This window comes from Mycobacterium timonense (assembly GCF_025821985.1).
In the GTDB taxonomy this organism is placed as follows: domain Bacteria; phylum Actinomycetota; class Actinomycetes; order Mycobacteriales; family Mycobacteriaceae; genus Mycobacterium; species Mycobacterium avium.
Genome location: NZ_JACKSY010000002.1, coordinates 14,712 through 35,813 on the forward strand (window position 1 = coordinate 14,712; position 21,102 = coordinate 35,813).

General features: G+C 66.7%; 21 protein-coding genes. 9 read left to right on the plus strand and 12 right to left on the minus strand.

The window, feature by feature from the left end; genetic code table 11:
* Positions 1-103: 103 nt before the first annotated feature.
* The 12 genes from H7I87_RS00080 to H7I87_RS00135 form a co-directional block, all read right to left on the minus strand.
* Complete coding sequence (locus tag H7I87_RS00080; protein ID WP_045377867.1) at positions 104-2,515, minus strand: DEAD/DEAH box helicase; 2,412 nt, start codon at positions 2,513-2,515, stop codon at positions 104-106.
* On the minus strand, positions 2,512-3,567 hold the full coding sequence (locus H7I87_RS00085; RefSeq protein WP_081264566.1) for an alpha/beta fold hydrolase: 1,056 nt from the start codon (positions 3,565-3,567) through the stop codon (positions 2,512-2,514). Before H7I87_RS00085 ends, H7I87_RS00080 begins: the two co-directional genes overlap by 4 nt.
* Positions 3,568-4,120: 553 nt before the next feature.
* Positions 4,121-4,543, minus strand: a complete 423-nt coding sequence (locus tag H7I87_RS00090; RefSeq protein ID WP_045377871.1) for a hypothetical protein — start codon at positions 4,541-4,543, stop codon at positions 4,121-4,123.
* Entirely contained in the window at positions 4,540-4,893 is a 354-nt protein-coding gene (locus tag H7I87_RS00095; protein WP_045377873.1) for a WhiB family transcriptional regulator, read from the minus strand. The genes H7I87_RS00090 and H7I87_RS00095 overlap by 4 nt, the downstream gene beginning before the upstream one ends.
* Positions 4,890-5,147, minus strand: coding sequence for a hypothetical protein (locus H7I87_RS00100; RefSeq protein WP_045377876.1), 258 nt, complete (start codon positions 5,145-5,147; stop codon positions 4,890-4,892). Before H7I87_RS00100 ends, H7I87_RS00095 begins: the two co-directional genes overlap by 4 nt.
* Positions 5,144-5,755 carry a hypothetical protein gene (locus H7I87_RS00105; RefSeq protein WP_139800160.1) on the minus strand — a complete coding sequence of 204 codons (612 nt, stop codon included), beginning with the start codon at positions 5,753-5,755 and terminating at the stop codon, positions 5,144-5,146. Before H7I87_RS00105 ends, H7I87_RS00100 begins: the two co-directional genes overlap by 4 nt.
* Positions 5,756-5,934: 179 nt before the next feature.
* Positions 5,935-6,426, minus strand: coding sequence for a hypothetical protein (locus H7I87_RS00110; RefSeq protein ID WP_139800159.1), 492 nt, complete (start codon positions 6,424-6,426; stop codon positions 5,935-5,937).
* A complete protein-coding gene (locus tag H7I87_RS00115; protein WP_112650110.1) occupies positions 6,423-7,202 on the minus strand; it encodes a DUF1643 domain-containing protein in 780 nt (259 codons plus the stop codon). The genes H7I87_RS00110 and H7I87_RS00115 overlap by 4 nt, the downstream gene beginning before the upstream one ends.
* Positions 7,203-7,303: 101 nt before the next feature.
* Positions 7,304-7,762 carry a WhiB family transcriptional regulator gene (locus tag H7I87_RS00120; RefSeq protein WP_081264564.1) on the minus strand — a complete coding sequence of 153 codons (459 nt, stop codon included), beginning with the start codon at positions 7,760-7,762 and terminating at the stop codon, positions 7,304-7,306.
* A complete protein-coding gene (locus tag H7I87_RS00125; protein WP_045377886.1) occupies positions 7,750-8,016 on the minus strand; it encodes a hypothetical protein in 267 nt (88 codons plus the stop codon). Before H7I87_RS00125 ends, H7I87_RS00120 begins: the two co-directional genes overlap by 13 nt.
* 242 nt (positions 8,017-8,258) lie before the next feature.
* Positions 8,259-8,942 carry a helix-turn-helix transcriptional regulator gene (locus H7I87_RS00130; protein WP_045377889.1) on the minus strand — a complete coding sequence of 228 codons (684 nt, stop codon included), beginning with the start codon at positions 8,940-8,942 and terminating at the stop codon, positions 8,259-8,261.
* Positions 8,943-9,070: 128 nt separating this feature from the next.
* Positions 9,071-9,379, minus strand: a complete 309-nt coding sequence (locus H7I87_RS00135) for a type VII secretion target (RefSeq protein WP_045377892.1) — start codon at positions 9,377-9,379, stop codon at positions 9,071-9,073.
* Positions 9,380-9,528: 149 nt separating this feature from the next.
* Between H7I87_RS00135 and H7I87_RS00140 the strand changes: the two genes are divergently transcribed.
* The 9 genes from H7I87_RS00140 (at position 9,529) to H7I87_RS00180 (ending at position 21,075) form a co-directional block, all read left to right on the plus strand.
* On the plus strand, positions 9,529-10,686 hold the full coding sequence (locus tag H7I87_RS00140) for a hypothetical protein (protein ID WP_048892242.1): 1,158 nt from the start codon (positions 9,529-9,531) through the stop codon (positions 10,684-10,686).
* Positions 10,687-11,372: 686 nt separating this feature from the next.
* Complete coding sequence (locus H7I87_RS00145; protein WP_045377895.1) at positions 11,373-12,272, plus strand: conjugal transfer protein; 900 nt, start codon at positions 11,373-11,375, stop codon at positions 12,270-12,272.
* Positions 12,273-12,322: 50 nt separating this feature from the next.
* A complete protein-coding gene (locus H7I87_RS00150; protein ID WP_045377898.1) occupies positions 12,323-12,574 on the plus strand; it encodes a hypothetical protein in 252 nt (83 codons plus the stop codon).
* A gap of 27 nt (positions 12,575-12,601) precedes the next feature.
* Positions 12,602-13,015, plus strand: coding sequence for a hypothetical protein (locus H7I87_RS00155; RefSeq protein WP_045377901.1), 414 nt, complete (start codon positions 12,602-12,604; stop codon positions 13,013-13,015).
* On the plus strand, positions 13,015-15,555 hold the full coding sequence (locus H7I87_RS00160; protein ID WP_236724303.1) for an ATP-binding protein: 2,541 nt from the start codon (positions 13,015-13,017) through the stop codon (positions 15,553-15,555). Before H7I87_RS00155 ends, H7I87_RS00160 begins: the two co-directional genes overlap by 1 nt.
* Positions 15,552-17,726: a DNA polymerase thumb domain-containing protein gene (locus H7I87_RS00165; protein ID WP_048892243.1), complete on the plus strand. Its 2,175-nt coding sequence runs from the start codon at positions 15,552-15,554 to the stop codon at positions 17,724-17,726. Before H7I87_RS00160 ends, H7I87_RS00165 begins: the two co-directional genes overlap by 4 nt.
* Positions 17,726-18,892 carry a hypothetical protein gene (locus H7I87_RS00170; RefSeq protein WP_045385092.1) on the plus strand — a complete coding sequence of 389 codons (1,167 nt, stop codon included), beginning with the start codon at positions 17,726-17,728 and terminating at the stop codon, positions 18,890-18,892. Before H7I87_RS00165 ends, H7I87_RS00170 begins: the two co-directional genes overlap by 1 nt.
* Positions 18,889-20,235, plus strand: a complete 1,347-nt coding sequence (locus H7I87_RS00175; RefSeq protein WP_052425703.1) for a C40 family peptidase — start codon at positions 18,889-18,891, stop codon at positions 20,233-20,235. Before H7I87_RS00170 ends, H7I87_RS00175 begins: the two co-directional genes overlap by 4 nt.
* A gap of 30 nt (positions 20,236-20,265) precedes the next feature.
* A complete protein-coding gene (locus H7I87_RS00180) occupies positions 20,266-21,075 on the plus strand; it encodes an ESX secretion-associated protein EspG (protein ID WP_045385095.1) in 810 nt (269 codons plus the stop codon).
* Positions 21,076-21,102 lie beyond the last annotated feature (27 nt).

A 21,102-nucleotide genomic window follows, 5' to 3' on the forward strand; every position in this document is an offset into this window, starting at 1 on the left:
GGCACCGCCTGCCTGTGCTCCTACACATGGCGATCGTCCTTTCTGACAGACCCGGTGAGGTCTGTCTTGCAATAGCGGCACTGGGTATGGATGTGGTGGGCGGTCATCGGGGTGCACCTTTGAGTCCCGGCGCGGCAGGCGCTGACCAGCTCCAGCCGGGCAGCGCTTCGAGCGCCGCAACACGATGCGCGGCAAGGGTTCCGGCGCGCTCGGCGCTGCGCTGGTTATCGACCCATTTGCCGAGTGGATCCCCGCCAGCGGTGCGGTAGTTGCGGGGCACACGCAGGTGACCGTGCTGGGCGGCGAAACGGGCCAACTCGGCCAGCCCGGCGCACCACCGGGCTTCCAGCAGGTCCCACTGCCATCCGGGCAGCGACTCCAATGCCGCCGTCCGCTGCGCGTCGAGCTGGCCGCGCGCGTGCGCGTAGCGCTGCTTGCTGACCCACTCCCCGAGCCGGTAGCCCTGCTCGGTGACGTAGTTTTGCGACGGGCTGGCCTGCCCGGTGTCGGCGGCGAACTCCGCCAATTGCGCGAACCCGTACTCCCAGCGTTGCCCGGCGGGCCGCCATTGCCATCCGGGCAGCGACTCGAGTGCCGCCGTCCGCTGCGCGTCGAGCGTGCCGGCGGCGTATTCGCGGCGCTGATCACTGGCCCACTGGAACAGCAAAAACCCGTCATAGCAGCGGTGGTCGCGCGGGATGCGGGTGTGGCCATGCTCGCCGGCGAAGCCCGCCAGCTTGTCGAACGCGTCGGCCCAGGCCGCCTCGTGCAGATTCCACACCCAGCCGGGGGTGGAATCCAGCGCGGCGATCCGTTCGCCGGTGAGCTGGCCGCGGCGGCGCCGCTGCCCACGCACCCACGCCCCCAGCGGGTACCCCGACTCGGTCACATACGATGCGGGCACGCGGGTGTGGCCGTGCTCCTCGGCGTAGGCATGCAGTTGTTCGAGCCCGAAATCCCAGCCCGGAGACAGCAGCCGTAACGTTTCCACCTGCAGGGCGGCCAGCACCGCGTCCGCAGCCAGGCCGCCGCCGACGTCAACCACCTCCAGCCGCCCCCCACCGACGTGACCGCCCCCATGACTGCAGTCCGGTGTGTGCCGGCGCCGACGCGCACCGCGGCGCAGCTCGGCCACCAGCTCGGCGTCCTGGTCGGCCAACGCCAACAGCGTGCGATACACGTGCCGAAAACTCGAGGACGCCACCTGCTGCGCGACATCCGGACCGCCGGCCTCGAGGAACACCGGCAATACGATCACCGCTGGCTCCGGGCGGGACGGATCCACCCGCAGCGCCCGCCCCACAGATTGGATGATGTCGATCTGTGAACTGCGGGGGCTGGCGAACACCACACCGTCGAGTGCGGGAACGTCGACCCCCACACCCAGGCAGCGAACATTGGACAGCACCGCCCACCGGTCGCCGCCAGGTTCGGCCAGCACCGCTAAACACTCTGCGCGCCGCCGCGCACTCGTGGTGCCGTCGATGTGCATGGCCACCACCCGGTCGGCGAGCTCGTCGCCGGCCTGCGCCAGCGTATCGGCGAGCCCGCCGCTGAACCGCCGCGACGCCTCAACACTGTTGTGAAACACCATGGTTCGCCGCAGTCCGTAGGTGCGGGCCGCCGAGGCGACCGCCAGCTGTGTGGCGACCTGATCCGTCGACACCACCCGGCCGCCGATGTTGATCGGCTGCAGTGGACCGATTGCTGCCCGCACCTCGGCGTCGGTGACCGTCACCACCGCCACCACGTAGTCCGACAGCAGCCGCGCGTCAATGGCCGCCCGCACCGCCAGCGGCGCCACCACCGGCCCGAACGCGCCGGGGTCGTCCATGCACAACGCGCCAGCCGAGCGGCCGCGAATCCGCGGAGTGGCCGTCAAAAAGATCCGCACCGCCGCCGGAACCTTGCTGTCGTGCACCACTGTGGCGAAAGCAGCCTCGAATTGCCCTGCTGCGCAGTGCGCCTCGTCAGCGACCACCACATGCCACGGCGCCAACCCGTGATCGCGGTGGGCTTCAGCGATGCGGGGGCTCGACTGATAGGTCGCGAACACCACAACCTGCGGATCGGTCGGGCGGCGGATCTGCTGCTGCTCCCGTGTAACCCAGCCCGCCAGCGCCGCCGCACTAGTCGACACCGGAACATGCAAATCCGTGCTGGACACGCTGCGGTCATGGCACAACACGAACACCGCCAGCGGCCGGGCGCTGTGGCGCACCCAGGCCCGCATCGTCTGCGCCAGCAACGCCACTGACGGCACTAACACGAGAATTGCCGACCGACCATGCCGCCCCAGATACTGGGCAAGGCGTTGCCCGAGAAGGGTTTTGCCGGTGCCGCACGGCAACGCGACCGTCACCCGATCGTGTTCGCCGAGATGACGCATCGCCTCGGTGAACGCCGCCTGTTGATGCGGCCGTAGCGCCAACGACACCGCCGTAGCCGGCCCACCGCCCTCACCGGCGGCGGTGTCCTCGAGCCTCAGCGGCAGCAGCTCCGCAGTCGCGGTCATGATGCGGCCCCCGCGGCATCCGGCATCGGCTGTGCGGTGTTGTGCCCGCCCTGCGACGCGTCACAGCTATTGCCCCAGATGACAGCATCGATGGCGTTGGTGATCACCTGCGGCGCTTCCTGCAGCAGCATGTGCCCAGCCCCGGCGATCTGCACCAAGGTGGCGCCCCCAATTCCGGCGGCCAGATCACGGGCGTGCGACGGCGGTGTCAACAAATCGGCGTCACCAGCGACGACGATGCACTTCGCGGTGATGCCCGCCAGGGTCGAATACTGGTCGTAGCCACGCAAAGACCGCAGAAAACCAGCCTTGGTGGCTAGCGGTGTAGCGTTGATCGCCCCGGCGGCAACCTCGACCAGCGCCGCCCTCCCCATGCCGCCGGGGCCGTACCCGCACCGTGCCAGCTGCCGCCAGATCGGCCTGGCAACAGCCCGAACAGCCCCATCGCAGCCCGCTGGTGCCCGGCGCACCAGACCATAGGCAATGTCGACGGCAGGTGTGGCGAGCAGCCGCCCCAACCCCCGCTCGGCGAGCCTGCCTGCAGCGGTGGCGACAAGAACCAGCCCCTTGGGCTCGACCGGACGATCACACGCGGGTCGGCCCAGGTAGGCCAGCGCGGTCATGCCGCCCAAAGAATGACCCACGAAACAAACCCGGCCTCTAACCCCAAGAGCCACCTGCAACTCGGCGAGATCCGCGGCGAGCCGCTCAACGGTGTAGGTGTTCATCAGCGCTTGCCCGGAATCGCCGTGGCCGCGGTGGTCGTAGGCGATGATGCGAATATCGGTGCCCCACCGGCGGAGCAGTTCCCTGATCTGAAGGCTCCACGAGACGCGGTTCAAACAGCAGCCATGCAGTAAAACCACTGTGCGCGCCGCCGTGCACGAACCGTACTCACGCACCGACAGCGCCACCCCATCGCTGGTGGTGACCACCTGGCTTAGCGGCGCAGGCCTGGTGCCGCGGATTTCGGCTCGGGCGGCGGCTGGCCTCGATGCACGAGAGCCCCCAAGCGGCGGCGTGTAATCGAAACCTGTTGCGTTGGCGAACATTTAGCACACGCACCCCGTCATATGCCCAGGGCAGCCAGCGGCGTGAGCATCCCGCGGTGCTCGTCGCCCCGCATCGACAAGCGTGCGCCAACCGTCATTTGGGGCAGCCCAGAACCGGTACACGCCGCCGCAGCCGAGCCTGTGAACAGTGACCGCTACCACGTCCGGGTATGTGGTGACGCCACGCACCCGGCCCCGCTGGGGGTCACGGGCCGACAAAATATGGTTCGGCACCAAATCCTTGGCAGCGCAAGCCTTCCCGCGAAGAGAAGGGGCCATCAGCGGCACAGCGTCAGGGCCCCGGTAAACGGGTAGCGTGGTCACGACGCTGCCCTCACCGCTGGCGGTTCGCCGGTCAACAGATGGATCGTGTGATCACGCCTGGCCGCCTTGTGTGCCCGCACATACGCCACCAGCGCCCAGCGCAGCGACTCGATGTCACCGACAAGGCCGGCGTGACTGGGGATGCTGTCCCAAACCCCGCAAAGCCGGCGTGATCTCATCACCCCAGCTGGCCCTGTGGTTGTCACCGCAGCGCCAAAAAGGTGGCATGTCACAGCAGGCCCTCCTTCAAGGTTGGGGTGATGATCGGCCGGCCAGCGCCGGCACCGCAGGACACGAAGTCCTCGCCCAGGCCGTCGACGTCGTCGCCGCCGCATACCCACAGCACTCCACGCGCGCCGGTTCCGCGAAGCCCGGTAATCAGGCCGCTGTCCTCAAGGACACGCAACTGCCGGTAGATGCTTTTCGTGGTGCGCCGGGCGCGGGTCCGATAACGGCCGGGCTGGTCGTCGAGGACCGCGGCCGCCTGGCTCCACCGGGTTGCGTATTGACACACCGGATTGCACGGCACATCAACGACCACATCCTTGGCGGGCAGGCGGGCGGCCAGCGCGCCGGTGGTGATGGCGCCGGCGCGCTCGATCTCCTCAAGCAGTAGGCTGCGCAACTGGACAGCATCCAAAACGGCGGTCATGCCATGCCTCGCCTGAGCCGGCGCCGCTCCCGCTCCGAAAGCCCACCCCAGATCCCGAACCGCTCGTCGTGGGCCAACGCATACTCCAGGCACTCCGTCTTGACCTCGCAGCCTTGACAGATCCGCTTGGCCTCACGGGTAGATCCCCCCTTCTCAGGGAAAAACGCCTCAGGATCGGTCTGGCAACAAAGCGCACGGTCCTGCCACTGGCAGTCATCGTCCGCGGGCAGCAAGCCGGCAAATCCGGAAGGGATAAGCGCCCAACCTCGCCGGCCACCACCTGGGAACGAGCCATCCGACCCCGCTGGCACAGTGGTGCCACGGCGTTCACCATCACAGGAGGCGGTCATGCTGAGGCCTTCGTGAAAGCACATCCATCGCCGACGAGTTCGACGCCGCTACCGGCACATACCGCCCATCCAGCCCGGACCATGTCGTCGCGGACACTGTCACTGGGCTCAAACCGCGCCATCGCCGAGATCTCGTCATAGGACAGCACCCGGTCGTAGCTGTACCAGGCATATGGCCGGTTATCGGGGGCGATCAAAAGCCAGCCAGGATGGGCCGCACCGGGTGTCGTGCTGCCAGCCGTGTCAGTGTTCATCGCCGGCCCTCCAGTTGCCGGTGTGTATCAACGGGGACTTCAGCGACGAACCGCAACGCCAGCACAGCAATCCCGTACGCCGCCAAAACCACCTTGCGCATCTGCTCGTCAGGCTCGATGTCCTCCGAAACCAGTGCCGCACATAGCTGCTCGTGCCGGCACCGGATAAACCCCCGACCCTCATGCGCCGAAACCAATGGCTTAGCCGGCTGGCCCAACTGAACCGTTTTCGACACCGCGGCCTGCATAGCGAGCCGGTCACGGGCATCCGACAGTGCATGTGGTTCGAGGTCGACGATGAGCCGCAAAGCCATTGCGCCGACCTGCACTGCCTCGGCACGGGCATGCTCAATCATGTTCGCGCGGACCGCGTCTGTGAGCTCATCGAGTTCCTCCTCGAGCACCGACACGGCTTCTGGCAGGGAATGAAACCGGTCAGGAAACCGCGTCCGGGAACGCCGCAACTCGGCGAAAACGAGCTCACCGGCGCGACAGTGAGCATCATGGCGAGCCGTGTCCCGGTATGCGGATTTGGTTGGCGAAAAAGCCCGCATATCAAGCCGCCTTCCGCGCCGAAGCCGGTCTAATAACAGCAGTGCACGGACCACACGCAGGCTCCTCGCGCAACCGCCAGCCACCCATGCACGCGCCGCACGGCGCAAGATGCTCAAGGCACACCACCTGCCCGTCGAAAAACACCGGCTCGCCCGGCAGATGCCCGCAAATCAAGCACCGCGTCTCGACGCTTTCAGAAATCAGTAGTGACATCGGCGTGCTTCCTGTCCGCTCACTTATCGGATGGTGTTGTCAGCAACATGTGCTGCACAGACGTGACATCGGGGCGTGAAAGCGCATGCGCACGGCTGTGAAAAGGTTGCCGCACAACAGCGAAGGCAGCGGCGAACACTCCTGCCGGCCAACGACCTGCACGGCCCGCCGCCACGCGACCAGGCCTGCGTGACTGGCGGCTACCGGCAAGCAACTGCTGCCACACCTCAAGACTTTCGCGCAGCTGCGCGGTTGAGCGCGGCTGCAGCACCGCAGCGCGCACATAGCGATACCGGATACCGAAATCGAGTATGAGAACAGCAATTTGGGCCTTCAAGACGGCGTCGGCCGTATACACCGCGGCAGTGCGGTCGTAACCGATTTGCGGTGGGGTGGGAAGCTGCGGCAACAGCTCGGCCACCAAAGGCCCAGGCAGGCCACTGCGGGCCGCGACTTCGACCTCACTTAACCAGGCCACCGACAACCCGGCGCACTGTGCAGCGGCGTTCATGCGGCGTACCCCAGTAGCTGGGCCCAATGCGGGTCATCGGCGTAACCCCATACCGGGCATTCCCGCGAAACCGGTGCGGTGGTTAAGCATTCGGGTGCCGTCGACGTCGGCACGTAGAGCGGATGGCTGGGCTGTCCACCAAGCGTCCAGCCCAGCACGGCCAATGACCGCCGGTGTTCAATGCAGAGCCGCCACAACAGGACCGCGACATCGTGGGCGCGGCCAGGCTCGGCGCCCGCGCCCCACGCCATCACGGTGAGGTCATTGTCGGCGCAAACCGCGGCAAGGTGCGCATCGTTGTCAGGCCCGATCGGGTCGTCCTGATCATGCAGTGCGGCAGGAGTTTTCGACACGAACCCATACAGGTTTGCGATGTCGATGCCGCCATAGCCCCAGGCGCGGGCGAAACCGATGGTTCGCCGCACGGTGGGGTCGTCGCGGTGCTCGTTGGCATCGGAGCTGTTGAGCATCACCCAACCCAGCCTGGGCTGGGTGGAGTCCCATACCCGCACCAGCCGGTAGCGGTAGCGCCGGCACGGGCTAAACACCGCCCACGAATCGCGCGCAGCAGCGCGGGGAAACGGCAGATGCAGCTGAAGGTCGGTCATTAGTCGGCTAGGCATCACAGTCCTCCAGGTGCGCCCGGTGTGTACTCCAGGCCGCGGCTTGCGACGAGCACGGCGGGCCGCTCCATCCGCATTCGCAGTCCACCCACCAACCGCTCCACTTGGCTGCATCGTCGTCGCTGCTGACCGCGATGCCGCCATGAAAAACATGTCCGGCAGGTCCGAAAGCCACGGTGTCGTTGAGAGACTGCTCGCTCCTGAGGATGGGAGGTGCGAGCGTCGCCGTAGAGATGGCCATGCTGCGGCCCCGCCTATCCGGCGTTGGCAGCCGGGGCGAGAAGCGTTGCTGCGCAGGGCTGCCGGAGTAGGGGGTTGCGGGCCGCGGCGCGCCGCGCCGGCGTGCGCTCGCCGGCAGCGGGGACTGGATCGGTGGGCTTGGCGGCGAGGTCTTCGAGCGCGGCCGCGACTTCCTTGCCGGGTGAAGCGGGTGGCCCCATGGCCAGACCGGCGACGATGGCCAACTGCGCGCGGGTGCGGTTCAGGCCCGGGCCGGGCGCAAGCCGGTATCCGCCCCAGATGCCGAACTCGGGCAGGGGTTGAGCCAGTGCGCGTCGTGCGCAGCCGCGCTGGAAGTGACATGACCAGCAGGCCGCCACCGCGTAGGGGTCGGGTTTTTGCTCATCGGGGAACCACCGTTCGGGATCGGCCTTGCATGGCGTGGTCGCGCGGGCTTCCTCTGGGGGCATGACGTGCTTGGTCACCTTGTGCATGGCCGGTTCTCCTGTCGGCGGTTCGGTCGGGTGGCGGGGCTGGCGAAGGGCCGATAGCAACCGTTCGATCCGGGCACGTCGTTGATCTCGTCCGGTGGCTGCAATGTGGCGGCGGGGCCGATCAGTTGGCCGTTGCCGGAAATGATCGCGGTGTGGTCGCCGAACACGGCGATATCACCCTGCCGCAGGTCAGAGGGGTTAATGGCGGCGCTCAAGGTCGTGATCTCGGGGCCCGCCGGGGGCGAAATGGGCACAAGTGTCTCCTCGAACGAATTGCCATGAATGGAGGTGAATCGCAGAAATGAACCGCGAAAATGAAACTATTTGCGTGACCGGATGAGGTCGGCAAATTTTGCGTATGAAATGCGGTGATTAACCGCGTGTCAGCGTGGCCGCGTGCGGCGGGGTCTTGTGCTTGTTCTCGAGGTGGCTCCCTTCGTCTTCAGGGTGGCCTGACGAGATGAAGGTATCAAAGCGCTAAACAGGTTGGCAACAACTATTTTGAAGTTACCGCCTCGTGGACCTCGGATAAGCGTCTGACCAGGGAGACAGCGCGGGAGCGAGAATCCTCGGGCAGCTGCGGAATCAAAGGAGCCAACAGTGATAGGGCTTGTTCGACGCGGCTGCGGATCTCGGCGAACATCACCTGCCGCTCCGGCTCGGGCATCCCCTGGCGCCCCGCCAGGCCGACCGCGCTCTCGGCGAAACCCAGCACCGTCTCGGCCAGCTGCAAGGTCGCATCCGCCGAAGCCAACGGCGCTGACACGTGGATAGCGGCCTCGATATCGGCTTGTGAAACCCCGTACAGCTCGGCCAACTTCGGGATGAGGGTCCGCCCCGGCGCATATTTACCTAGCTCCCAGCCCGACACCGCCGACGGCGCCACTTCCAGTCGCTTGGCCAGCGCGGCCTGGGTCAGCCCGGCCGCGATGCGGTAGTGCTTGAGTTCCCAGCGCTGCCGCGACGGCAACTCCAGGAAATCAACGAGTTCGCCGCCGAAGAACTCAACCATCTTGTGCAGCAGCTTCATCGAGGGTGTGGAGCGCCCGCTGTAGAGGCTGCTTAACGTCGTCGGGGTGACGCCTAACGCGGCGGCGATGGCCTTCTTGGTCATCCCTGAGCGGTCACACGCCCGATGGAACGCCTTGGCGGAGAAGAAGTCGGAGGTGTTATCGGCCATCGCGGCGCCCGGTCGGGATCTGCAGCCAAAGAGTCTGCCCAGCCGGCGACAGCCCACGCCAGCCGGTCTGGACACAGCGAGACCCACCCGTGCTGGCCATGCCGGGACACGGTGTCACAACGGGGCTTTCAGATGGCCGTCGAGTTGTCGACACCCGCGCGGCCGTCGTCGTCGCCTGCCACATAGCGACCGGACGCCTGACGAATGTGCTCGGCGTGGCTCTGATAACGCCGAGATAGTTGGCTGCCCGATTCGAAAAAGGCGCTCTGGAATTCGGCGACGGCGGCGGTGAATTCTGCACCGACCGGACCGTAGCCGGATGTCATCGCTTCGATCAGTGCCGGGTCGGGCTGGCAGGCGGCCTGGACCTCGCCGGCCACCTGTTCATGCGCCTCGGCGAAGCGGATCAGGTCGTCTGTGTTAACCCGTAAACCCATGCCTAGAAGGCTATAGCCGCCGTGAAACGCCGAGCAAGACCACCAGGGAGCCTGTCCCAGCGAACCCCAACGGGCGCCCCGGCCTCACCAGGCGTCGGACCGGCGGCGGCTCTGGAGAACCGTGGTGCCGGCTGCCAGCATCGATATCTATGAGCGATGTGCTGCAGACCATCCTTGCCGACCCGGAATTACAGCAGTGGCCCAACCGAGACGCTGAATATGTTCCGGCAGTCGACGCCTGCGACATTGACGGCAGCCTTGCCGCGCACGGCGCCGAGGAAATCGATACCGCCGCGCCCGATGACCGCGAAGTCGCGATTAACAAGGTCCGCGCACTTATCGACCACACCGAGGATTCACCGGGCGCGCTCGAATCCGATAGCGCCGACCGCGGCCACCGCGATTCCCCACCCGAACCACCGCCGCCCGACCTGAATTCCGACGATGACGCCGACCGCGACGACCCGGACGACAGCGCCGCCGAGACGAATCCTGCCGAGGGGCCAGCGCGGGCGCCAAGCGCGGCAATGTCGTTCGATGACATCGCCCGCCGACCCAATGCAATAGCCGACAAATTCGGCGCAGCCAAAGACTGGCTCAAAGATGGCCAGAATTGGAAAAATCCGAAAATACTGGGAGCCGCCGCCGCAGCCATTATCGGTGTCGCCGCCCTAGGGGTCTGGGCAACCTCGACAACCCAACCCGCACCGCAGCCAACCGCCCAACTGGGCGCCCCCACCAGCGACGCCAAGCCCGCCGAGACAGCCCCGGCCCCAGCCGAGGCAGCGATCCCAATCAAGGCGGCCAAGGCCCACTGCCCAGCCCCCAGCTCCGACCCGATGAACGCGGTGCGGCCCGGTAGCGACCAACCATGGATCTGCGTGCGTGCCTGGCAGATCGACGGACAGATCCTCGAGTTGACCCTCGACGGCCCCTACGTCATCACCGCGGTGCGGATCCTGCCAGGGGTTGACAGGGAACTCGACGGCCAAGACCAGTGGCTGCGCTACCGCACAGTGAGCCGAGGCTTGTGGTCGTTTGACGACCCCGAGCACACCAAAGTTCCCCAGGTCACCGGGGATCGCCGCGAACTGCTGACGCAGCCAGTGGCACCGGCCAGCTGTGCCTCAAAGCCGAACGCCGACTGCCGGCTGGTCGCCTCGCATGTGTGGTTGACCATCGTAAAAACCACCCAACCCGCCAATCCCAACAGCATGCCCACAGCAGCGGCCGGCGGCGCCGGCGGCGACGACTTCTCGGCCTTCGGGGTCAGCCGCATCGAGATCATCGGCCACCCAGCCCGCTAAACGCGGCCCCAACGCCGGTGGTAGCACACCACCCGGCTATCCGCCCTGTTAGTTGCGCAGGTCGCCGCAGCCTGCCCGGCACCAACAGTCGACATCCCGCACCTGCGCGCCCACGACACACCCTGGCTGTGACCCGCTTTTCGATGGGCTCGGTAAGCCATTCGGGACACCCTTACCCAGCGCCGGTAGCTAACTAGGTAATTCGCTAGCCGCGCTGGTCTGGTAGCAGTTATCCATGCTGGTCAGCTAGCCCGCCAGCAACGCTGCCATGCCAGCACACCCGCAATCTAGCCCGCTTGCGACCCAACAAGCTGGCCAAGATGGCGATTCAGAAAGCTAGCAAGCTATCCGGCAAACCCTCGCTGTGAGCATCTCAGCGACCTTATCGCTTGTAATACAAGCTCAGCCGCTGAGCATAGCACACGGTGTCAAGACCAGCTAACCCTCTCCGGCCCCCTTAACCCGCCGCCGCTTCTCGGCTTGTCCGCCGTTGGCCTCGGTGTGCCGGCGCGTCCCGGGTCCGCATCTTGACCCACCTTGAGCAGCTCGGCCGCCCGCTCGCCGCGCTTCGGGTCCTCTGGAAAAACGTCCCCACCGTCGTCATCGTGTGATCTGTGAGTTTTCGCCCCAGCCCCCGCGCCCGGGCCCGCGCCGCCTGGACCCGCTACCGACCTGACCGCCGCACCGTGTCACGCGCAACCGTCCTGGCATGCCTGGCGCTGGGCGCCTACGGCGGAATGAACGCTGCCGCCACCAGCTGTTCCCCGCAGGCCGCGGTCACGCCCACCCAACTCGATGCCACCATCAACCGCAGCACCGCCGTCGAAGGCTTCGCCGACGCCTACGTCAACGTCTTCTTGGCCGGCAACACCAACAATCCCGCAGCCTTGGCGGCGTTCACCGGCGCCGACATCACGGCGTCGGCCTTACCGGTCACCGTCATCAAGACCGCGCCCTGGTCAGCAACCCCGCAACCCAGCGGCTTCAACAACGTCGACTACTGGTCCGTCGTCGTGGGAGCCTTCGTCAAACCCGTCGCCAAAGCACCCGAACTGCGCTTCTACCAAGTGCCCGTCGCCGTCATCCTCGGCGCCCCAAGAGCCACCAGTGCCCCGGCCATCATCAACGGCCCAGACCTCGGCTACGACATCCGCCTGGCCTACCCCGCGCAAATAACTCCAGGCGGCGACGCATATCAAACCATCGCAGATTTTCTAACCACCTGGCTCACCGCCACACGAGACCATCCCGCCAGCGGCGATATCAGCCGCTACAGCACCTCACCGTCAATCAAACCGTTCGAACACGCGCCTTTCACCACGATTTCGGTGCAATCAATTTTCGCCGCGACAGATATCCCTGCCAACGCCAGCAACGGAACCACAACCAGAATCCTCGTCACCGCAAAAGGAAAAGCAGACGACCGCACCGAACAAACTCTGACCTACCCCCTGACGTTGACGCGTCAAAGCAACAAATGGTTCATCTCCGATATCGACCTCGCCCCGAAACTGTCCGGCCACATCACGAAAGCCACACCCACCCAAGCCACGCCCACCACAACTAGCCCACCCAAAGTCAGGTAAAAACCGCCACGATTTACGACCTGACTTGAACCCCGGAAAGGAAATCACCCGTGAATTTCATCAACCAAGTGCTCATGAACATCGTGAGCCAAGGACGGTGGACCGCCATCGCCGTCGTCTGCCTGGCCGCCCTGGGGCTGTGCGTGCTGGTGTATGTGAAGTCCAAGGGCTCGCTTACCCCGGTGTTGATCGTCGTCGCCGGCGCGATCGTCGCGGTGATCGTCATCGTCCAGCTGCCGGACTTGCTCAAAGGTGCAGCCAGCGACGCCCCCTCGTTTACCGGCGTCAACTCCCGCTACTAATCCCGCACGCCCCGACCAGCCCGGCCCATGGCGTCCAACGATCCGAGCATCTACGTCGTCGTCTACACGCTTGCCCGCAAGTTCCCCAAGATGATCGGCAAGTTCCCCAACGGACAAGACATCCCGTTCGGGCCGTTCACCCGCATTCAGTGCGGCGTCATCGTCACCGCGGCCACCACCGTGCTCATCGTCTTCAAAGCGTTTCACCCGCCGATGCTGCCCACCCTGTTCATCGCGGCCGCTGCCACCATCCTCGGCGTGATCGCCTCCCGGCGCATCGGGTTCTCCATGGCCCGCACCAGCTCACGACTGATCTGGCTGATCCGGCCCCGGCTCTATCGCGCCCCGCTGAGCACCGGCACACGCCGCACCCACGAGCACACCGCCCCGGCCGCCACCGGAAAGGACCACCACGTGCTCGACCTGGAATTCCTGCACTGATGGTGTCCCTGCAGCAGCCAACCCTGGCCGTCACCGAAAACTTGCGCTGGACCCGCTCCGGCGTGGTCTACGCCGAGTGGCTGCTGGCGGCCCGCCCCAACGGCTACGAAGACCGCGCCGAAAAAACCCGGGTCGCCAATGAACACCGTCACCTCTTCACCGACCTTGGCACCACGATCTTGACCAGTGTGGTGGCCCCGCTCAGCATCAACGTGATCGCCGACAAGATGCTCTCGGCGGCCCGCCGCGCCGCCCGCCGCGCCACCCCCACGTCCGCCGGCACACCGGCCAGCGATTATCTGACCCGATTCCCGGATTACACCATTGAGGCGTCGGCACGGCTCAATGAAATCGAGCTCCAAGATCCCCCGCCGGCTGAACGCATCCATTGGCTGTCCGTGCCGCTGTGCGGCCCGGCACGCACCGGAGAGCTACCCAACGGCTACCAGCCAACCGACAAAGACCTCGAAACCTTCCACGCCCGCGCATTTGAGACCGAACGCAAGATTCCTGGGGCCTTCCGACCCCAGCGCGTCAACGAACGCCAGATGCACTGGCTCTGGGAACGCTGCCACACCCGGGGAATCGACTACAACGCCTACGAGTACAGCCTCGACGGCGCCGACCCAGACCCCTCAGCTCCCCGCCCCTTCCCCCACCAACTCCCCAATCGGCGGGATGTGCGCCGCCACAGGGGATTTCGCCTCGACGGCGAAATCGACCCTCGGCTCTCGCGGGCCATCAAGGTGTCATTCACCGACAGCGACATCCCCGCCAGCTACCAAACATTCCTGGTCGTCGACGATTTCCCCACCGGGCTGGCCTGGCCCGGAGTCGCCGACCAAATCTTCGCCCTGCTCAACCACTTCGACGGCGCCGGCGTGGACTACACCGTGCACACCCGTGTCCGCAACCGCACCGACGCGCTGGCCGCCAATACACGCGCACTGCGCCAACTCTCCGAACAAATGGACGAACGCTCCGCCGAAATCAGCTACGCCCAAAACTTCCTGGTCTCCCGCGGCCAGCTTCTCACCGCCTACAACAGCCACCTCGAGGCCAACCCCGCAGAAACCGAGATCTTCTTCTGCCCGATCATCGCCGTCAGCGCCCCCAGCTACGACGAACTGACCGACCGCGTCCGCGACGTCCAACGCGCCTTCAAAGACATCCCGATCAAACTCGTCGCCCCCTACGGCGCGCAGGAAGAGGCCTGGGCCGCCTGCCAGCCCGGCTACCCGCTACAACGGGTCACCGCTGACTACACGCACTTCACCGCCACCGACATCTTCGCCAAATTCATGCCGATCACGGCCGCCAAGATCGGCGACGACTCGGGACCCATCATCGGCTACAACAGGATGTCGGGGTTCAACGAGCCAGTGCACTTCGACTTACTGGGCGTCACCGAGAAGAACAAGTCGGCCAGCTACGCGCTCGTTGGGGACCTAGGTTCCGGAAAGTCCGTCCTTTTGAAGATCCTTGGCTGGGTCGTCGTCGACTTGGCCGGCCAGGCGTTTGCCATCGACCGCTCCCGTATGGGTGAATACGTGCCCGTCGCCGCCTCGGTGCGCGGATCGGTGGTCATCGACCCCACCAACCCCCAATACACACTGGACCTGCTGCGAGTCATCCCCGGCGCCGACGTCGCCGAACGGATCCTCCCAGTGCTGATGCGGCTTTTCCAGATCAAGGCCGGCAGCCCAGAATCCAACCTCCTCTCCGACCTGATCGAACCGAACTACCGTGCCCGCCACAAAATCAAGGGCCTGCCGGAACTGGTCACCCACACCGCCCACTTGGCCCGCCACCCCGATCAAGCCAGCGGCCCCATCGCCGACGCCGACCCGACCGTCATCGCCAAAGTCGCCTCACAGCTGCGGTTCTGGTCACAGCGCACCTACGCTCGCGTCCTGTTCTCCAACGACCTGCCACCGCTTCCGCTCGATGCCCCGCTCATCGTGCTGCGCACCAACAAGCTGGCCCTGCCCGGCGAAAACGAAGACGCTGCAGACGATCCCACGAAACTGTTCGGCGATGTCATCTACAACCTGTTCGCCACGATCGCCCGGCAGGTTCTCTTCACCGAACCGGGCCAACCCAGCCGGTTCGGCCTGTTCAACCTCGATGAGGCCCGTCACCTCACCCGCTCACCCATTGGGAACGCCATCATCGAAGATTTCGTGGTTGACGGCCGCAAACACGACTGCGCGATCGGATTGGCCTCCCAGGACCCCGCGCATTTCGGCCGATTCACCGGGCTCATCCCGACCCTATTTCTGTTCCGCCAAGTCGACGAGGGGCTGGCCACCGAGGAGCTTCGGATGGCCAACAAAGACGCCGCCCGAGATCGCAACTTGGTCAAACAGCTGATGACCGACACGAGCCCTGGAACCGGCGTCGACGGCGAAACACCGCCGGAAAGACGTGGCGAATGCTTGATGAAAGACATCCGCGGCCGGCTCAACCCCATCAAGATCCAACTGCCCGCCCGCGTCGAGCGAGCCACCGCGGTCAGCACTACCCCCACCGCGCCATGACCAACGCCTATGCCGCGTGCCAGCGCCTCGCCCGCCGCACCCTGCTGCTGCTCACCCCGCTTGTCTACAGCGTCGCTCGGGCCGCGCCGGCCTGGGCCAGCGGCACAGGCGCCGCGGCGGCGCTTTGGCTTGGGGTCGCCGACAGCGACGGAGTACCGATCGAAAAATACGGCCTCTCGCTAAACAACGGCAGCCTGACCGATCCCACCGCCGCACCACCAGCGCTGGCCATGCATTGGGCCTACAGCCTGTACCTGGCGATCATCAGCGTGCCGCTATGGATGGGCAGAAACGTCGACAGCTTCGGCTGGCTTGAAATCATCGGCGCTCCATTCGATTTCCTCGGCCAACAACTCACCGCCATGGTGCACAGCCCGGCAGTAGTGCTCACGGTCGGCACCATCGCCGCCGCCGCGATCGGCGTCACCATCGCGATCGGCCGATTCAGCCGCGGCGTCGCGATGATCGTCACCGCCGTCCTGCTCGCCTACCTCAGCGTCGCGCTGGGCGCAAAACCACTCGATGCCCTGATCGGCCCGTCCGGGCTGCTGACAACCGGCCGCGACATCGGCATCGAGGCCGCCGCCGAACTGTCCGGAAAACCCGCCACCGGGCAAGCCGCCGTCGACGCCCAGTCCGCGTCGCTGGCCGACAACTTCATCCGAATCCCCACCCAAGAGATGAACTTCGGCGCCGACATCGACGCGCCGCCCTACAACTGCGGCCCCACATGGTCCAATGCCATCGAGGCCGGCGACATCGACAAGGTCAAAGACGCCGTCGCCACATGCCCCGACGGCAAGAGACTGCATGACTACGCGATGGCAGACCCCACCAGCCGCAAACTGCTCGTCGTCTTCGCACTCATCTTTGCGGTGACCGTGTGGGTGGTCTTCGGCGTCTTGTCGCTGCTCGTGGTGATCCTGGCACTTTCAACGCTGTTCTGGTTCATCGTCGCCATCATCGCCCTGGTCACCGGCTGGATTCCCGGCGACAACCAGGACCTGGCGCTCAAGGCCAGCCTCGACGGCGTGTTCTCGTTTTTCGGCATGATCGCCTTCACCGCCATCAAAGGCATCACCGGCAACCTCACCGGGGCAATGTTTGCTCAGGCCCAGCGGGTGCACGCAACTGCGAACCCAGGCGGCGACGCCATCCTCGTCGCAATGCCCATCGTCACCATGCTGCTGATCGCGATGGTGGTCGCGCTGTGGAAGATCCGCCGCCGCCTAGTCGCCGGACGCGACCGCGCAGTCCGGGCAGTGCAAGCATTCACCGGCCGCACCACCAACACGGCGACATCCAACATCGCCGGCGTACTGGACCGCCTCGACCCGCTCACGGCGATCCCCAACACCGCTCAGCGCCTGACCCGCCTGACCGCCCACACCGCCAAAACCGCCGCCAAAGTCGGTCTTAGCGCAGCCTTCCCCGAAGCCGCCCCGTTCCTGCAAGCCGCCGACACCCTGCAATCACGCGTGCACGCCCACAATCTCAAGAACTCCCGCCGCGCCGGCCTCACCACAACCACGCCCACCAACCAACAACCCAACACCGCACCGCCAGCCGCCAACCGCGATCAAACGACACCCCCGGCCACCGCAACAGACACCTCGAGCGCCCCGCACCGCACCGGACAGCCCGGCCGAGCTGAGGTGTCTGCGCCGCAACCCCCTAGTCCGGCAGCATCGGATAGCTGGCTGAACCTGATGGGCGACCAATCGGTCGACGCCCTGACCGGGATCGGACCGGTCACCTCAAGCCGACTTGCCGACCTTGGCATCACCACCGTCGCACAGATGGCCCGCGCCGACCAGGAGCTGCTGAAATCCACGTTCGGGCCGCAGCAGGGCCGCTACCTGTGGCTGCTGGCCAACGGCGGCGGCGTCGACGTGACAACCACAACGTCAGCCACCCAACAGCAAGCATCCTCAGCCAGCAGCTCACCTCAGCCAGCCACCTCAACCTCCAATCCCGCAGGAGGGCTTGAGCGCCACATCGCCGCACCCAACGCGCGAGGCCAAACCCACCACGCCGAGCAGCCCTTGGCGCGTGTGCAGTTGCACCCGGCGATCCTGGCCGTCGCCCGCAACGACAACCCCACCATCACCACCGCCGCATCCGACGATGCCTTGTCCCGCCGGATACTAAGACCAACCAACAGGCCGTAATGTCGAGCGCCCTCAAATGGTTATGGCTGCCGGCAGCAGCCGCACCCCTGCTCATCGTGCTGGCCATCCCGCTGCTGACCATCATCATCAGCTCCCCAGGCGAATCCACCCGCGACTTCTACGCGGCCTGCACCACACACCTCGGCACCCGCGCCGCCATCGTGGCAAACCCGCCCCGGCAGCCCCTGAGCCCCGATGAGGTCCTGTTGAGAATCACCACCACCGCCACAAAACTGGGATTCGGCAGACAGGGAGCAACCGTGACCGCAGCGATCGCACTTGAGGCGACAGGGCTGGCTAACGCCGCCAACCCTGCCGCACCCGAAACGCTGCGCTACGCACATAGCACCGAAATCCGCGACGGCGCCGGCGCGCTCGGCCTCCCCCTGACCTGGGCCAGCGCCGAAGAGCTAATGACCCCCGAAGTGTCGACGGCGATCGCGCTCGACCGAATGGTGGACACCGCACCCGAATGGCGTGACACCGACCCCGCCGCGCTGGCCGCCCAGATCACCGGCCGGCCCGCCACCGACTACACCGACGCGGTGGCCGCCGCGCAAACCCGCATCCCGGCCACCCTGACAACCACCACGCCCACCACACCAAGCAGCGCCGGCGCCGACCTCGCAATCACTGCCACCACCACTTCGACAGCGTCGCCCTCGCCGACGCCCACCTCGAGCGCCCCCCTCGCGCCGTCGCAGGCCAGCTCGGCCGCCAAGACCGCCCCCCAAGCGGCCGCCTGCCTATCCGCGCTGACCACCCCCCTCCCCCCGGCCGCGCCCGGACCCAACCCGTACGGGCCGCAGCTGGCCGCCGCGGCCCAACACGCGGTAGGCACCGACCCGCGCCACGACACCGACGACCCGGACAACTCCGTACCCACATCGGCGCGGTTCGTCGCCGACCTGGTCACCTCCACCACCGGCAAGTCCTACCCGGCCACATTGGCCGAGCAGCTCCAAACCGGCTGGACCGCACCAGATCCCGATCCCGGCGACCTGGTCTTCACCGACATCAGCGCCGATGCGGGCCCGCACCTGGTGGGCATCGCCGTCGACGCCGACACCATGGTGACCGTCCTGCCCGGCCACCCCAATCCCGAATGGACCCGCATCGGACCCAACCGGCTGGTGCGCCGCATCGACGTGGACCGCACCCGATGACCGAGCTGGCCACAGAACACACCGACACCGCCACCGACGACGGCGCCGGCGACCCCCACAAGGGCGGCCCCGCCCCGGCGCGACCCACACCCAACGGAGCCGTCCCCCTGCGGGTGCCCCCGCTGCCCGGCGGACTGACCCCCAACTCCACAGCCACCCCGGCCACCCCTCCTTCCGGTGCAACTGCGTCGCCGCCGGCGCCCAATAGCACCGCGTCCCAGCCGGCCACCAAACCCGCCACCCCACCGGACGGCTCTGGGAAGACCGACCCAACCACCAAGCCGGACCCTTCTAGCACGGCTGAGCGCTCCGAGAGCGCCGCACCCGGGCACCCCAACGCCCCGGACCTCTCAAGCCTGGCCGCCCTGGGCCCCCAACTAGCCGCCCCCCTGCTCGCCACCGCACTCGGTGTGCCGGCCGCCGCCTTGCAGGGCGCCGGCCAACTCATACCCGGCCTCCTCGGCGCGATCCTGCCCCAACTCGCCGCGCTGGCTTCCCAACTGGGCACCACAGCACCCCCAGGCACCCCCACCTCACGCTTCGGCACCGGGCCCGACAGCCTCACCGGTCCCCTCTCCGGCCTGGCCGGAAACGGGCAAGCCAGCGACCAGGCCCGCGCCACCACCGACGCCATGGCCCGCCGCGCGGCCGCCCTGCGCGACGTCGAACACCGCCTCGGCGAGGTCCTCGGACTCTCCTCAGCCAAAACCGACGCCGACCGCGCAAAGATGCAAGCCATCATCGACGACGTCGAAACCGCCCTCATGTCGGCCGCCGTCCAAGGTGACACCCCCGAAGCCCAAGCCGCGGTCCTGGCCGCCATGCGCCACGCCCTTGACCAGGCCGGCAACGTCGTCAGCTCCGCCGCCCGCGACAAACTCACCGACGCCCAGTTCGTGCGCGACCTCATCGCCCAATACCTCTCCGCCGGCGGCGACATCAACCAGTCCGGCTTCACCGGATCCGGCGCCGGCGCCGACGCCGTCGCCGCGGCCCGCTCCGCGCTCGGCCTGCCCTACGTCTGGGGCGGCGGCGGAGCACTCGGCCCCACCAACGGCGGGTTCGACTGCAGCGGCCTCACCCAATACGCCATCGCCCGCGCCACCGGCGGACGAGTCATGTTGCCCCGCACCACCTACGACCAAATCCGCTGCGGCACCGCCGTCCCACTCGGCGCCCTGCAACCCGGCGACCTGGTCTTCTCCAACTTCTCCGCACCCGGCGTGCCCGAACATGTCCAGCTCTACATCGGCGGCGGCCAAGTCATCGAGGCGCCCCAGCAGGGCCAACCCGTGCAGATCAGCCCCCTCCCATCCGGCGCCCAGGCCCGCCGCGTCCTCTAACCGCGCCGGCACACCCACAAGGACAAACCCATGACCGCGGACGAGCACTACTACGGCTTCGAAATCAGCGTCGACGAGGCCGCCTACCTCATCGACCACATCGACCTCGGCGGACCCCTGCCCGACGTGCTCGCCCTCTACACCCCGATAACCAGCCCCGAACTCGGCCCACGCTGGAACACCCTGCAACACGAGCGCCTCACCGAACGCGGCATCCTCACCCCCACCGGCGCGCTGCCCGAAGTCGCCAACCTCCTGCGCGACCTGGCCCGCGCCGACGAAACACTCGCCGTACGGATCACCCCGCTGAATATCCCCGACACCATGCTGCGGATCGCGATCGGCCGCCACGACAACCGTTTCGTCTACGCCGCCCGCACCCGCGACCTCGTCCTGGCCCAACCCGTGCCCGCCGCCGACTGGCCCGACGCCGCCACCAAGGTCCTCGACACCCAGCTCGGCACCGCACCACCAGCACCGCTATCGGCACCGGTCCAACTCTCCGCAGACGACGTCAACCAGCTCGCCACCCACCCCCCACAAACCATCACCGACCTGCTGATCGATTACGGGATCCCCGAACACGACGCACAGATCCTCAACACCGCCTCCCACCCCGAAGTGGCCACCGAACTGACCGCGGCCCGCCGCCACAACGGCACCACCCGACGCGGCAAGACCGCCGTCACCGTGCTAGACACCCCGCAAGGCCGCATCATCGCCTGGCCACACACAGGCCCAGACCAACGCGTCTGGATCACCTACGCCGAAGGCGCCCCCCACCGGCTGGCCACCGGGGTGCAGATGCTCTTCGAGCAACTCACCGAACACGCCCTTTGACCGAATTCTTGGGCGCAAGCCTCGCCA